Here is a 14375-nt window from a genome sequence, read left to right on the forward strand (position 1 = left end):
CCAGGAAACGCGTTCAGCCCGCCGCGAGCGTTGCGGCGAGCGCATCGAACTCCGGCGCCCATGCCGCACGCCACGCGGCTTTCGTCGCGTCGTCGACCCACGCGCCGTCGATCCCGTTCAGCATGAACTGCTTCAGGTCGGCCACGGCGAAGCCGAAATGGCTGAACATCAACTCCCACGCTTCCGACGGGTTCACCTTGTGCAGCGTCGGATCGTCGGTGTTCGGATGGATCTTCAACCCGAGCCCCGGCATCTTGCGCATCGGATGCAGCTCCGCCCATTGCTCCGGCGGCAGCGTACGCAGGTAGTACGAATTCGTCGGCACGACGGTGAAGACGATCCCGCGCTCCGCATAGCGCGCGCACAGCTCGGGGTTGTCGACGATCGTATAGCCGTGATCGACGCGGTCGACCTGCAACAGATCGACGGCCGTCTCGACGTTGCGCCACGGCATCCCGAACTCGCCCGCATGCGCGGTCGTGCGGAAGCCGGCCGCGCGCGCGTTGCGGTACGCCTTCCAGAACAGTTCCGGCGGCCGGTCGTTCTCGCGATAGTCGATGCCGAGCCCCGCGACTTCGTCCGCGCGATTCGCCTTCATCCATTCGACGATCGCAACCGCTTCGTCGGGGTCCTGCTCACGGTCGATGCTCGGAATCAGGCGCGCGCCGATCCCGAAATCGCGTGCGGCGTCCCGGATCGCCGTCACGATCGCGGCCTGCGCGTCCGGATACGCGATGCCGGATACGCGCACCGTTCCCGTCGGATTCCAGAAGAATTCCGCATGCCGCACGTTGTGCGCGGCCGCGTCCTCCAGATATTCGTATGCGATCCGCCGCAGGTCGTCGGGTTGCGTCAGCAGATATTTATCCAGCGCGCGCAGCACGTGCAGCACGCCGACCGGTTTCTCGCCGCGCGCATAGAACGCGTCGATCTCCGCGCGCTCGATCGGCGCGCCGCTGCGTTCGGCGAGCGCGACGAACGTGTCGTGCCGCACCGCGCCGAGCAGGTGGCAATGCAGCTCGACCTTCGGCAGCGCGCGGAAGAAGGCCCGATGCGCGGGCGTGATCTCGATGCCCGTGCGCGCGGCCGGGACATTGCCTGGTGTTCCCTTCATGTCAGTCTCTTTTTCGGTAGTGCGATGCGTCGCGCAAGCCGTCTCTCAGTGCGGCTTCACGACGGTCCAGAAGTAATAGCCGAGCGGAATCGCGAGCACGACGAGCCCCCACGACACGTCGCGCCAGCGGCCGGCCAGCAGCTTGACGAGCACGTAGCACAGCAGCCCGCCCGCGATGCCGGTGCCGAAGCTGTTCGACATCAGCGTGAGCAGCACCATCGACATCACGGGCAGCGCATCGGTGAAGTCGTCGAAATGCGTATGGCGGATCGTCGCGAACATCGACAGTCCGATCAGGATCAGCGCCGGCGCCGTCGCCTCCTTCGGAATCGCAAGCGCGACCGGCACGAACAGCAGCATCGCGGCGAACAGCACGGCCGCGGCCAGCGACGACAGCCCGCTGCGGCCGCCCGCCTCGACGCCGGCCGCCGATTCGATCAGCGCGGTCAGCGCCGGAATGCCGAACACCGGCCCGAGCGTCGCGGCGAGCGAATCGACGAGGAACGGCCGGTTGATGTCCGGCAGGTTGCCCTGTTCGTCGAGCAGGTTCGCCTTCGCACCCACCGCGAGCGCGGTGCCGAGCGTCGAGAAGAATTCCGCCGCGAAGAACGCGAACAGGTACGGCGCGGCGGCCAGGCTCAACGCGCTGCCGATATCGAGCTTGAACGCGATCGGCGCGATGCTGTGCGGCAGCGACATGAACGACGCAGGCAGGTGCGTGACGCCGAGCGGCACGCCGGCCGCGGCCGCGACGAGGATCGCGATCAGGATCGCGCCGGGCACCTTGCGCGCCTGCAGCACGATCGCGACCGCGAGACCGATCAGCGCGACCAGCGCGCCCGGCCGCGAGAAGTCGCCGAGCGCGAACGCGTTGGTCTTCGCATTTGCGACGACCATCCCCGCATTGCGCAGCCCGAGCATCGTGACGAACAGCCCGATCGACGCACCGAGCCCGAGCTTGATCTGCACCGGAATCAGCCGCACCACGACGCCGCGCGCGCCGAGGATCGTCAGCAGGAAGAACAGCACGCCCGACACGCACGCGATGCCGAGGCCCGTCTGCCAGCCGACGTGCTCGGTCGTCGCGAGCGTCACGCCGATGATCACCGAGCCGCCGATACCGGGGCCGACGAGGAACGGCAGATTCGCGTAGAGCCCCATCAGCGTGGTGAACAGCACGAATACGACGATCGTCGCGGTCGTCGCCGCGCCGCGCTCCATGCCGCCCGTCGCGAGCAGCGACGGGATCACGACGAGCAGGTATGCGGCCGCGAGAAACGACGTGACGCCCGCGATCGTCTCGGTGCGCACGCTCGTGCCGCGCGCGGCGAGCGCGAAGCGTCGTTCGAGCCAGTTGGCCGGCGTGCGCGCCGGCATCGTGTCAGTCGCTGACATGGTGGTTCTCCCGTGATTCCGAATATTGTCCTGTGTCGGTTCGTGCAGCGCGGTCTTATACTGCCGCGTACCGCATCCCGACCGCTATTACCCGATGTCCGACCGCTCGTCGCTGCTCCCCGCGCTCACGCTGCGGCAGGTCCAGCACTTCGTCGTCCTTGCGCATGCGCGCAGCTTCACGCAGGCCGCGCAGGCGCTGTCGCTCACGCAGCCCGCGCTCACCGCGTCGATCCGCCAGATCGAATTCCTGCTCGGCGGCCGCCTGTTCGCCCGCAGCGCGCACCGGCTCACGCTCACCACTGCCGGCGAAGCCGTGCTGCCGCTCGCCGAACGCCTGCTCAACCAGGCGCGCGGCACCTTCGACGACATGACGCGCCTCATCGGCGAACGCATCCAGACCGTGCGCATCGCGTTCATCCCGTCGGTCGCGGGCCGCCTGCTGCCCGCGCTCAACGCACTGCGCGGCACCCATCCGACGCTGCGCTTCACGCTCACCGATCTGCCGAACAGCGCACTCGTCGAAGCGGTGCGCGACGGCGTCGCGGATCTCGGCATCGGCGTGCGCGAACCGGACGGCGACGACGGCACGCTGCGCTACCAGCAGCTGTTCGAGGACGAGATCGTGATCGTCGTGCGGCACGACGATCCGCTCGCCCGCGCGAAGAGCGTCACGTGGGCGAAGCTGGTCGATCGCGAACTCGCGGTGTTCGTGCGCGGCAGCGTCAGCGAATCGCTGCATCGCACCGGCGGTGCCGAAAAGCTGCGCCTGAACGTCACGTACCGGATGGAATACACCGAGCCGCTCTACGCGCTCGCGCGCAACGGCCTCGCGACCGCCGTGCTGCCGAGTCTCTACACGATGCATCTGCACGATCCCGAACTCGTCGCGCTGCGCGTCGACAAACCGCGCGTCACGCGTGCGATCTCGCTGATCTCGCTCGCCGCCGACGATCGCGGCCCGCACGTGCGCGCGTGCCGCGAATGGATTGCGAAGCAGATCTGATTACGTTCGCGGTCCGCCGGGTGGCTGCCCATGTTCAGGGCAGCTTCGCAATCCGTTCGACGAGTGCTGCGTAGAACCGGTCCGCATCGACCTCGTTGATCCATGTCGCATTCGCCGCACGGCCGCTGCGCCCGTTCCAGTCGACGACGGTCTCGCCAAGCGTCCACTGCCCGGTCGTCTCGACCACCACGTTCACCTTGCGGCCGCCGAACAGCGTCGGATCGACGAGATAGCCGACGGCCGTCGGGTCGTACATCGGCGCGTCTTCAACGCCGCGCCGCTTCTTGTTGTAGGCGAGCTCGGCCTCCATGATGTCCGCGACGATCGCGCCGCAGCGGTTGCCGAGCGCGCGGAACGGCGCGACGCGGGCCGGCGTGATCGGCGCCTTCACCGCGACGTCGCGCGGCAGCACGACGATCGGCACGCCGCTGCCGAACACCACGTCGGCCGCCTGCGGATCGACGTAGATGTTGAACTCGGCGGCCGGCGTGATGTTGCCGCGCTCGAAGAACGCACCGCCCATCAGCACGATCTCGCGCAGCGCGGCGCGAATCTGCGGCGCTTCGACCAGCGCGGTCGCGATGTTCGTCAGCGGGCCGAGCGCGCACAGCGTCACGCTGTTCGGCGCCGCGCGGCTCAGCGTATCGATGAGGTACGACACCGCGTGGCCGGCGGCGAGCGGCGCGCGCGGCGCGTGCAGTTCGACGCCTTCCAGCCCCGTCTTGCCGTGCACGTTCGCGGCCGTCACGAGCTCGCGCACGAGCGGGCGCGGGCAGCCCGCATACACCGGCAGCGCGTTCGTGCGGCCGGCCCAGTCGCGGATGATCCGCGCATTGCGTTCGGTGAGATCGAGCGGCACGTTGCCGGCCACGGCCGTCAACGCGCGCACGTCGAGCCGGTCCTGCGCGCCGAGCGCGAACAGGATCGCGATGGCGTCGTCCTGCCCCGGATCGGTATCGATGATCACCGTGCGGCGCGCGGCGTCGCCGCCAGCCGCGAATGCGCCCGTTTCGGGCAGCAGCGCGGTGCCGGCCAGCGCGGCGGACAGTTTCAGGAACGTGCGGCGGGATGCGATCGGATGGGTCATGGTCGGGGGCTCAGAACACGTGCCGCACGCCGAGCGTCGCCATCATCTGGCGCGTGCCGGTCGAACGCGCATACGCGAAGATCTGCGCATGATCCGCGTCGCCGGCCGCCTGCTGCGCGATCACCGTCAGCGCGACGTCGGTGCGTTTGGACAGGAAGTAGTCGGCCTGCAGGTTCACCTGATGCCATTTCGGACGCTTGTCGATCACGTCGTACTTGCCGTTCGTGAACGCGTACGCGGCGCCGAGAAAGAGCTGCGGCGTCATCGTGTAGACGACGTTCACGCCGAGGTTCTGCAGGTGCAGATGCGAATTGTCGAGGTAATCGTAGCGTACGTCGGTAAACATCGCCGCGAACTGCGCGCGGCCGATCGTGTAGAAGCCGCCCGTGCCCGCGATCCGCTGCCGGCTCGCGTACGCGGCCGGCGACATCGCGCTCTTGCTGAAGATCAGCAGCGGCGACGCATAGTCGTTCGCGATCGCGCCGTCCTGGTTCGTCGCGCTGTACGGATGGTTGTACTGCGCATAGACCACGCTCCAGCGCAGCGGGCCACGCTCATAGCCGAGCCCGAAGCTGTACGCGCTGTTGTTCGCGAAACCGGTCGTATTGCTGAAGCCGTACAGCGCGGTGAACTTCAGCCCGTAGTAGACGGGGCTCACGTACTTCACCGAGTTCTGCACGCGGATGTCGTTGTAGCCGTTGTCGTTGTCGCCGATGTTCACGCCGTTGCTCGCGATGATCACCGGCCCGATGTAGTCGTGGATCGCGTCGTACTGGCGGCCGAGCGTCAGCGCGCCGTAGGTGCGGTCGGCCAGGCCGACGTACGCCATGCGCCCGAACTCGCGGCCGTTCTGCGCGGCCGTGCCCGTCATCACGTTGAAGCCGTTCTCGAGCTGGAACACCGCGGACAGCCCCTGCCCGAGATCTTCCTTGCCCTTCAGCCCCCAGCGCGGGTTCTGGTTCGTGCCGGACAGCGCCTGCCACGCGTTCTTGCCGCCCTGGTTCGTCGCGAACCCGACACCGGCCGAGATGAGACCGTACAGCGTGATGCTGCTTTGCGCACCGGCATGGGTCGCGAAGGCGCCGAGCATCGCGAGCGGGGCGAGCTTGTAGAGAGTTTTCATGCGGGTCGTTTGGTCGGTGGTGGTCCAGGCGCGGCAGGGTTCCGCGAAACTGGACTCGACTATACGAACCCGGATCGGATAATAAAAGTTTGCTTTCCTTATATCTCAATAAAACGGATTTATTCTCATCTCTACACCGCCCGCGCCCGGCGAACCGGCGCTCAGTCCGCCGTGTCGCCGCCCTTCGGCAGCTTCGACCACGCGCCGCGCCCCGGCAGCGGCGACCAGGCCGGGCGGGTCTTGCGGGCACTGTCGATCACGACCAGATAGCGACCGGCGATCGGCGTGATGTCGCGATCGCGACGCAGCACCCATAGCGACTTGCCGGCCTCGACGCGTGCCTGGTAGTCGTCGTCGAGCAGCCCGTGCTGGTCGAGGAACGTGTTCAGCGACGCGGGAATCCGCACGCAGCCCTTCGAGTGCCGGATGCCGAGCAGCGCTTCGAGCCGGTCGGGATCGGTCGCATGCATCTGGAAACGCATCGGTGACACGCCGCCCTTGCCCCAGCCGCGCTCGCCGTCCACCCAGCCGAAATCGTAGATGCGCATGTCGCGGTGACCGTAGCCGCGAATGCCGTTCTCGTTCGTCGTGCCTTCCGCGCGGAAATCCATCGTGTCGGGCGAGTGATGGAACACGCCGAGCGGCGTCAGGAAATGGTCGTACTGGCCCGGCAGCCCGGTGCCGACCGGCGATGCGCCGATCATCAGCCACGCATTGGCCGGCGTCGCGCGAAAGTAGATGAACAGTGCCTGCACGTTCGGCGCGCGGTCCACCATCGCGACGTATTCGCCGGCGAGATCGCCGAGATCCGCATCGGCGAGCGCTTTCTGGAGACGGTCGCCGTACGCGCGCTGCTCGCTCGCGGGCACGTTCAGGCGCCGCGTGACTTCCTGCGTGAAGCGCTTGCGCATGTCGAGCGCGCGCGCCGTCGCGTTTTGCGCCGCCTCGGCCGACAGCGGCGGATGCCGACGCGGCGGCGTGGGCGGAGGCGGCTCGGCTTCGCTCGCGGACGGGCCGGATGCGGCCGATGCAGGTGCGGCGGCCGATGCTGCCGATGCCGCGGAAGCCGAGGAAGCGGCCGACGCACCGGATGCCGCGCTCGCGGAATCCGCGTGATTCGCGTGTGACGCCCCGGATGTCGGCGCTGCGGCCGATGCACCCGACACCGCATGCGCGGACGAAGCCGGATGCGTGCGAGAGGCCGCCGAAGCAGGCGACGCGACAGACGAGGATTGCACAGCAGACGACGGCGCATCGGACGCGGCAAAGGCAGGCCGTTCGGCGACAACGGAAATCGACACCGCGGCAGCGAGCCCCACGTATGCGGCGATTGCGCGGTTGAGGCAACGCGGCTGCGCAAAGCGCCGCGCCAGGTGGGAAAGAATCATAGGTTCGAAGCCATCGGCCGATCCGGCCGCCGCATGGTGCTGCTGCGAGCGGCGCATCTTCCGCGCAAGCCATCGACACGTCCGGCGCATCGCATGCGCCAGGCGCCGACGCCTCTTCGCGGTGGAGCCGTTCGCTGATGCAACGCGGGCACTCCGATGGCGGCTAATGAGTCGTCAGGCCCCCTATTTTACTCGTCGATACGCGAATCGGCCGCGGCCCGAAGCACGCTTTTACGGGGAATTGCGCTTCGTCACGCTTTGTTTCAACTCGTTTCCGCTTGCGTGTTCGCTGCGTGGCAGGCTGGCGTGTTGCGCGGTTTCGTCACACGTCCGAAGGCACGCAGGTTTCATCCGGTTCGAGCGTGCCGCCCTGTTTATGATCTGCATGACGAAGCATTTTTTGCGATCCGGCGCTCGGAAACTAGGGCCTCGCCCGCATCGCACGCATGCCGCACGAACCATGCGACACGCGTGCACGCCGCGCCGACTACTTCGAGATGGTTTCGAGCGCGATGCCCTTCGTGCGCGGCCCCATCCATCCGATTGCAGCCATCACGACCACCATCGCGCCCGCAATGAACGCGAACACGCCGAACGTGCCGAAGCCCCGCAGCACGGCCGCGATCACGAACGACGAGAAGATCGCGGAGAAGCGGCTCCACGAATAGACGAAGCCGACGGCCCGCGCGCGAATCGACGTCGGGAACAACTCGGCCTGGTAGGCGTGGAAGCTGTACGACATGATGTTGCTCGCGAGCGTGAGGCCGATGCCGAGCACGATCAGGAACGCGCCCACCGTCGTCTGGCTGAACAGCAGCCCGCAGACGACGATCGCCGCCGCCATCGCGACGATCACCGACTTGCGCTCGAAGCGATCGGCGATCACGAGGCCGATCAGCGGGCCGATCGGCGCCGCGAGCGCGATCACGCTCGAATACATCAGGCTCGACGTGATCGTGATGCCCTGCTTGATCAGCAGCGTCGGCACCCAGTTCGCGAAGCCGTAGAAGCCGACCGTCTGGAACACGTTGAAGATCGTCATCATGATCGTGCGGCTGCGATACGGCGGCACCCACATGTCGCGGAAGCTGCCGCGCGGCGGCACGGGTTCGGCCGGTGCCGGCGGCGGCAACGGCCGCCCGTATTCGGCTTCGACCTTCGCCTCGAGCGCGCGCATGATGCGGTCGGCCTCGTCGACCCGGCCCTGCTGCGCGAGCCAGCGCGGGCTTTCCGGCAGTTCACGGCGAATCCACCACACGAACAGCGCGCCATGCGCGCCGATCAGCACGACCCAGCGCCAGCCGTCGAGGCCGAGCGGCGCGTGCGGCACCAGCAGGTAAGCGAGGAACGCGACCACCGGCACCGCGACGAACCCCACCGCCTGCTCGCACGCGAACGCGCGGCCGCGGATCTGCTTCGGTACGAGTTCGGAGATGTAGGTGCCGATCGTCACCATCTCGACGCCCAGCCCGAGACCGACGACGAAGCGCCAGAAGTTCAGCCCGGTCGCGGTGTCCTGGAACGCCATCACGACGTTCGCGGCCGTGTACCACAGCAGCGACCACGTGAAGATCGCGCGGCGGCCGAAGCGGTCCGCGAGGAAGCCGCACGCGATCGTGCCGATGAAAAGGCCGGAGAACAGCGCGGCGATGAAGCTCGCGACGCCCGTGGTGCCGAACAGGCCGTGCGTCGTCGCGGACAGGATGCCGCTTTTCACGAGGCCCGGTGCGACGTAGCCGCTGTAGAGCAGATCGTAGAGTTCGAAGAAGAAGCCGAGGCTCAGCAGCACGACGAGCTTCCAGACGCTGCGCGTCGGCGGCAGGCGGTCGAGACGGGCCGAGATGGAGCCGGGATCGATCGCTGTGGGGCGGGCGGCGCCTGCTGCCGTGAGCGGGTCGGGCTGGGTGGATGCCATGGTGGCGAGTCTCCGGATTCTTGATTGTCGTTGGCGCCAGCAGAGGGGAACTGGCGAGCGGCTTCGCGCATTTTAGCGAGGCGCGTGCTTGAGCACATCAATCGGGTGATGCGCAGGGGCGGGCCAAAGGCCTTCGGAGCGGTTCAATGGGCGGTTTCGCGATGAATGTCTGAACGAGCACTGGTTCATCTCGCCCCTGCCCTCACTGCCACACCACTTACATCCCGGCCAAATATTTCGAAACTCCCGGATACTCAGACAAGAACTCTTCCGATTTTATAAACGAAATAAATGCACGCCTTACGCTCTCCGGGGCCTTGTTCACATAACTCAACAACAACCTGAAGTCTCCGTAATCAACCTCGATTCCAAGCAAAGTGACCGCCCATTGCTTTTCAGGAGATCGTTCAATCACCCCTCTAACTCTTGCACAAGGGCCGGATAAAACACGTGCCGATCAGCGGCCTCAAGTATATTGCGCGTGCGCTCCTGAATGCCGAAATCGTCGGCATCAGAGAAGGTCCTAAGAAGCTCCACCGCTACCTCGTAGACCATATTTTTCTCGGACTCGGTCAAGAGATCCAAGAACTCGTCGGATTTGCTCTCGTCTGCGAAGTCTTCACATGCGTGCAAGCGTTCACGCCAGTGATCGAAATTGAAACCATTTGGCATTCCTTCACCTCACTTTTTCAACAAGCCTCGACATTTTGCGTATGCAAGCATCTCTTGCATTGCAGTATTGTATCGAATCGGGTCACCGGCAGTACGTGCAACACGGCGAATATCGAGAATTTCGGTGGCCATTGCACCGCGATAGTTCCCGGACGCAATCATCCCAGCCAACTTATCTCGGTACTGCCGCGCTGCTGTAGAGTTCTTATAACTTGAGGTTCCCTTATGGTCATTGGGATCCATAGCAATGGCCGGACCATCTCTATATCCCAAATAGCCATCCTGCGAACTTGTTACTGCATCAGCAGGCATGTGATGGCCGTCCACGCCCGGGCGAGATACCCCTCCCTTTGATCCCCCGCGATACGGTCCATTGCCTTCAGGGTTTCCCTTTTTCAAGCAGTCGCAAGGGCAACGAGCCAGCCCAAGTGGATCGATCCAGCCTGTGGGATTGGGGGCGTACTGATAGACATTGATCCCGCCGTCGAGCCCGATCGGATCTTTGGATACGAATCGCCCGCTAGTCGGATCATAGTACCGATACCGGTTATACCTCAGCCCCGTCTCCGCATCCTCCTGCTGTCCCTGAAACCGAATCGGGTTCCTCGGCTCCACGCCCGCGGCCTTCGACACCCGCGCGATCACGTCCCGCGCCTCGCCCCAGGCCCGATACGACGCCTCCCACACCACCTCTCCCACCTCGTCCGTCATCAGCAACGGCGTACCAATCTGGTCACAGTGGTAATAGAACAAATGCGCATCCGACTGTCTTTCCGGCATACGTTGCAGCGGGTCCTTCTCCGGCACATACGGTTCGCCCTCCTGCCACACCGGCGTCTGGATCCCCGCGACCGGTTGCGCCGTCACATATTGGGCAAGCGGAACGAACGTTTCCGGCTCGTACACGTACTGCGTCGCACCGCCTTCGTTGCTCTCGTACGCCAACTGGTCACCATCCCAGCCGAACACCGTCCGCACGCCATCCACGTCCTTGCCGATCCGGCGCCCAAAGGAATCGTAGAAATACCGCGCTTCATGCCACCGGCCGGTCTCCTCGACACGCGCCACTCTCAACCGTTGAATCCGTCCCACTCGTATTCCTGCCGACCCGACGGCGATCGCTTGCCGATCAGGTTCCCGCGCGCGTCGTATTCGAAGTGGGTACCCGCGTATTCTTTCAACAGATTCCCGAGCACGCGCGGCACTTCCGCCGGCAATGTGCTGTCCACGCTGTCCGGCACAACCGGGCTTGCTTTCACCGCCCCCGGAGTACGAGCGTGTCGGGGACTGCCGGGGTCAATGATGTTGCTTGCCGGGTCGAAGGCGAAAGTCTCGGTACCGAGCGGCCCGATCGCCGCGATGAGGCGGCCGACCGGGTCATAACGATAGTTGATCACCCCCTTGCGACTGTCCTCGATATGCTCGAGCTGCCCCACGGCATCGTACCGATACCGGCGCTCGGCCAATGCGGCCGGCGCATTCGAGCGCCGAATGGCCTGCCGGGTGATTCGGCCAGCCGGATCGTACTGCGTCTGCTGTCCCACCTTGCTCGACAGCATCCGCCCGGTTTCGCGATGCAAATCGTCGCGCTCGAACTGGATTCGCTCCTCACCATCGAGCACGAGCCCATGCACGTGACCCGACCCGTAGATCAACCAGTCCAGCACATGACCATCGGGGCGGACAGTCTTGATCCGCGTGCCGATTTCATCGTACTCGTGATGCCACAAATAGCTGCGCGACTCCCCGAACAGCCGATAAGCATGATGTTCGCACACCAGATTGCCGACCGGATCGAAAAACATCTGCGTCCGGCTGTGGCTGTTAAGCGCCTCGACGAGTCGTCCACTGGCGTCGTACGCGAATCGCTCTGTGCTCGCACCCGAGGTCCGGCATACGATGCGGCCGGCCTGATCGAATTCGAGTTCGGTCGCTTGCCCGCCCTCGTCGATCTTCACCGGCTGCAGCGTGCCCTCGCTGTATCCGTATGTGGTCCGCTTGCCGTCGAACCCGATCTCTTCCAGCAATCGCCCCGCTGGATCATAGTGAAATTGATAGGTCGCGCGATTCGCATCGATCAACGCGGTCAAGCGACCGAGGCGATCGTAACGGTAGGCGAGCGTGTAGCCGAGCGCATCGACGCGGCTGGCCACACGCCCCGCGACGTCGTACGAAAAACGCGTCACGCGCTCCATCGGATCGGTATGGGACAGCAGACGGCCTTCGGCATCGTGCGTGTATCGATAGGTGCCTGCTGGAGACGAGATCTCGCTGACCGCGCCATTCCTGCCATACCGGTAAACCGTGGCATTGCCCGCTGCATCGATCGACTGCGCAAGTCGCCCGTCGCCATCGTAGCGCCACTTCGTCACCTTGCCCGAGCAGTCGGTGTACTGAAGCAATTGTTCCGCGTCATCGTAGACAAGTACCGTCGCACCGCCCTTCGCATCGACCATCTTGACCGGCATCCCGGCGGCGTTGTACGCATACTTCGTCTCGTGCCCGAGCGGGTCCTTCTGCACGACCAGGTTACCCGCGTCATCGTACGAGCGCTCCCACACGTATCCTTCGGAATCCTTGAGACGAACGAGTTGATCGCGGTCGTCGTAACCCATCTCGATCACGGCCCCGTCGACGCGGTAATGCTTCGTCATGTTCCCGCGCGCGTCGTAGTCCATCTCCTCGATGCCGCCGTCGCGATGAACATGCATGACCAGGTTGTTGTCCTGGTCGCGCCGCATCCACTCCTCGGTGCCATCCGGATACGCGATCCGGTACATGTATCCGCGGATGTTGTAGTAGTACCGCGTGACGTTGCCCAGTGCATCGGTGACATAGGTCAGGCGGATGTTCGGATGCCACATGAGACGAATGTCATGGCTGCCATCGTCGGCATATTCGCGCACGCACCGCGCATGCGTGTTGTCGTCGCGCTCCGCCCCTTCCCACTCGAGGTTCATGCCGCGGCCGGTGCGATCGGTATAGCGCGTGATCAGATGACGGTCGTACGCATACTGGCGCACGTTGCCGTAACGATCCGCTGCACGCACGAGATCGCCGTTGTCGTCGTACTGGTATTGGGCAAGCGTCGTGCGCGTGTTCGCGTCGACGATCTGCTCGATCGTTGCGATACGTCCGCGGCTGTCGTGATGAAACGCGAGCGTATGACCGGCCGAACTGACGAGCCGCGCCAGACGATTCGCGTCATCGTAATCGAGCGCAATCGTATTGCCCGCGCGATCCTTCTGCAACGCGAGACGGAACGAATCGCCGCGCTTCTCGTACACGTGCAGCAAATCGTGACCGTACGCGACAGTCGTCCACGTGTCGTCGAGACGGCTCAGCGTCACACCTTCCACGCGGTCGTCGTGAACCGCACCCGCCGCGAGCGCCGGATATTCGATGTTGCGGCCGGTCGAATCGCTGTAGATCCATTTGTCGTCCCGAACATCGATGCGCGTCATGTACGGCGAGAGCCAGCGCGCGCCCAGTTCGCCGGCATCGTATCCGGCCAGCCGGGAGCGATAGACGCGTATCCAGACGACGGGCATCGCACCCGGCAATTCGAAATCGGCATGAGAAAACGTCTCATCACCGAACGCGTAGCTGATCGAACCGCCCGACGCCCCGAGCCCGCACTCTTCGCAGTGGTCGACACCGGAGCCCTTCGCTCTCGCCTCCTTCTTCGTCGCGGCGACGGGCACCTGCGGCCGCCGGGCCGTTGCTTCCGTCGTGCCCTGCGATTTGATCGATGCGGCCCGCATCGTCTCACGCTTGTGCCGCAACGCATTGATCAGCTTCAGCAGCAGCCACATCAGCTTGCCTTCGTCGCTGCCCTTCAGCTCGTTGATCTTGTCGACCACCACTGGGGCCAGCGTGCGCAATGACACGGCAATCTGGCGAATCGGTGCGACGTATTCTTCGGGAACAAGCCCGGTCGCCGTGCCGGTCACGGCGTTGGCGCCGCGCTTGACGAGCGCCGTCCTCGACTCGGCCAGATATCCCCAAGCCCCCGTTACCAGATCCGTGCTGAACCATCCGCTCTTCTTCATCTGCTGACGATACTCGGCGGCCCGCCGCTCGTTCTCCGCGGGATCGAAGAGTTGCCCCGCCAACACTGCGTCGATGCCGTCCGCGAGACTCGTGAGGATCTCCCGTGCTTTCGCTGCGCAGTGATCGATCACGTCGTTGAGCACGGCCTGCAGCTTCGTCAGGAAATCCTCGATCTCGGTCGCGCATGACGCCTGAACATGCGTGACGACGACCGATATGAGCGCGGCGCCGATGTCGCGCTTGTGAATCAGTATTTCATTGCGAATCAGCGCCAGAAGCGGCCGCGCCGTGAGACGCATCGGCGCCAGTACCGGCGGAAATGGAATCACGCCGATCAGATTGATCGCGAGTCCGAGATAGTCGAGCAGTTCGCCGCCGCGCTTGCGGATGATCGAGACGATGTCGGTGAGCGCATCGGCCAGCGCCATCAGGTTGTTGAGCACCGGAATCATGCTCGCGACCGTTTTCAGTCGATCGACGTCCACGTAGCCGTGCGTCACGCTGATCAGCCACGCGTTGAAGCCTTCGCCGGATGCAACGACATCGTCCGGATGAACATCGGTCAACCACGGGGTGGCCTGCTCATACTCCGCGCCCGGAGGGAGTTTTTGATCTGCCATGCTCT

Annotated in this window: 8 protein-coding genes and 1 pseudogene; 1 reads left to right on the forward strand and 8 read right to left on the reverse strand. The window is 65.0% G+C overall.

Features of this window, described 5'->3' with window-relative positions:
• Positions 1 to 13 precede the first annotated feature (13 nt).
• Positions 14 to 1114, reverse strand: a complete 1101-nt coding sequence (gene add / locus SY91_RS24595) for an adenosine deaminase (protein ID WP_185921198.1) — start codon at positions 1112 to 1114, stop codon at positions 14 to 16.
• A gap of 45 nt (positions 1115 to 1159) precedes the next feature.
• The gene (locus SY91_RS24600) at positions 1160 to 2509 is read right to left on the reverse strand and encodes an NCS2 family permease (protein WP_124592373.1); all 1350 of its coding nucleotides are present in this window, start codon (positions 2507 to 2509) and stop codon (positions 1160 to 1162) included.
• A gap of 94 nt (positions 2510 to 2603) precedes the next feature.
• Between SY91_RS24600 and SY91_RS24605 the strand changes: the two genes are divergently transcribed.
• Entirely contained in the window at positions 2604 to 3512 is a 909-nt protein-coding gene (locus SY91_RS24605) for a LysR family transcriptional regulator (protein ID WP_006480527.1), read from the forward strand.
• Between the two features lie 34 nt (positions 3513 to 3546).
• Here SY91_RS24605 and SY91_RS24610 read toward each other — a convergent pair whose 3' ends face one another.
• From SY91_RS24610 to SY91_RS24635, 6 genes and pseudogenes are all read right to left on the reverse strand, one after another.
• Positions 3547 to 4599, reverse strand: coding sequence for a nucleoside hydrolase (locus SY91_RS24610; RefSeq protein WP_006480526.1), 1053 nt, complete (start codon positions 4597 to 4599; stop codon positions 3547 to 3549).
• A 10-nt stretch (positions 4600 to 4609) separates the two neighbouring features.
• Positions 4610 to 5722 carry a porin gene (locus tag SY91_RS24615; RefSeq protein ID WP_006480525.1) on the reverse strand — a complete coding sequence of 371 codons (1113 nt, stop codon included), beginning with the start codon at positions 5720 to 5722 and terminating at the stop codon, positions 4610 to 4612.
• Positions 5723 to 5883: 161 nt separating this feature from the next.
• On the reverse strand, positions 5884 to 7200 hold the full coding sequence (locus tag SY91_RS24620) for a hypothetical protein (RefSeq protein ID WP_006480524.1): 1317 nt from the start codon (positions 7198 to 7200) through the stop codon (positions 5884 to 5886).
• Positions 7201 to 7597: 397 nt separating this feature from the next.
• On the reverse strand, positions 7598 to 9025 hold the full coding sequence (locus SY91_RS24625; RefSeq protein WP_175785671.1) for an MFS transporter: 1428 nt from the start codon (positions 9023 to 9025) through the stop codon (positions 7598 to 7600).
• 411 nt (positions 9026 to 9436) lie between these two features.
• Positions 9437 to 9697, reverse strand: coding sequence for a hypothetical protein (locus SY91_RS35175; RefSeq protein ID WP_260632438.1), 261 nt, complete (start codon positions 9695 to 9697; stop codon positions 9437 to 9439).
• Positions 9698 to 9706: 9 nt separating this feature from the next.
• Positions 9707 to 14370, reverse strand: a pseudogene (locus SY91_RS24635) (RHS repeat-associated core domain-containing protein).
• Positions 14371 to 14375: the final 5 nt, after the last annotated feature.

Source organism: Burkholderia cenocepacia, assembly GCF_014211915.1.
Lineage (GTDB): Bacteria > Pseudomonadota > Gammaproteobacteria > Burkholderiales > Burkholderiaceae > Burkholderia > Burkholderia orbicola.

Bases quoted from the DNA above. Each gene is read 5' to 3' on its own strand.
- SY91_RS24600 (WP_124592373.1), bottom strand. From the start codon at position 2,509: ATGTCAGCGACTGACACGATGCCGGCGCGCACGCCGGCCAACTGGCTC.
- SY91_RS24625 (WP_175785671.1), bottom strand. From the start codon at position 9,025: ATGGCATCCACCCAGCCCGACCCGCTCACGGCAGCAGGCGCCGCCCGC.
- SY91_RS24610 (WP_006480526.1), bottom strand. From the start codon at position 4,599: ATGACCCATCCGATCGCATCCCGCCGCACGTTCCTGAAACTGTCCGCC.
- SY91_RS24615 (WP_006480525.1), bottom strand. From the start codon at position 5,722: ATGAAAACTCTCTACAAGCTCGCCCCGCTCGCGATGCTCGGCGCCTTC.
- SY91_RS24620 (WP_006480524.1), bottom strand. From the start codon at position 7,200: ATGCGCCGGACGTGTCGATGGCTTGCGCGGAAGATGCGCCGCTCGCAG.
- add (WP_185921198.1), bottom strand. From the start codon at position 1,114: ATGAAGGGAACACCAGGCAATGTCCCGGCCGCGCGCACGGGCATCGAG.
- SY91_RS35175 (WP_260632438.1), bottom strand. From the start codon at position 9,697: ATGCCAAATGGTTTCAATTTCGATCACTGGCGTGAACGCTTGCACGCA.
- SY91_RS24605 (WP_006480527.1), top strand. From the start codon at position 2,604: ATGTCCGACCGCTCGTCGCTGCTCCCCGCGCTCACGCTGCGGCAGGTC.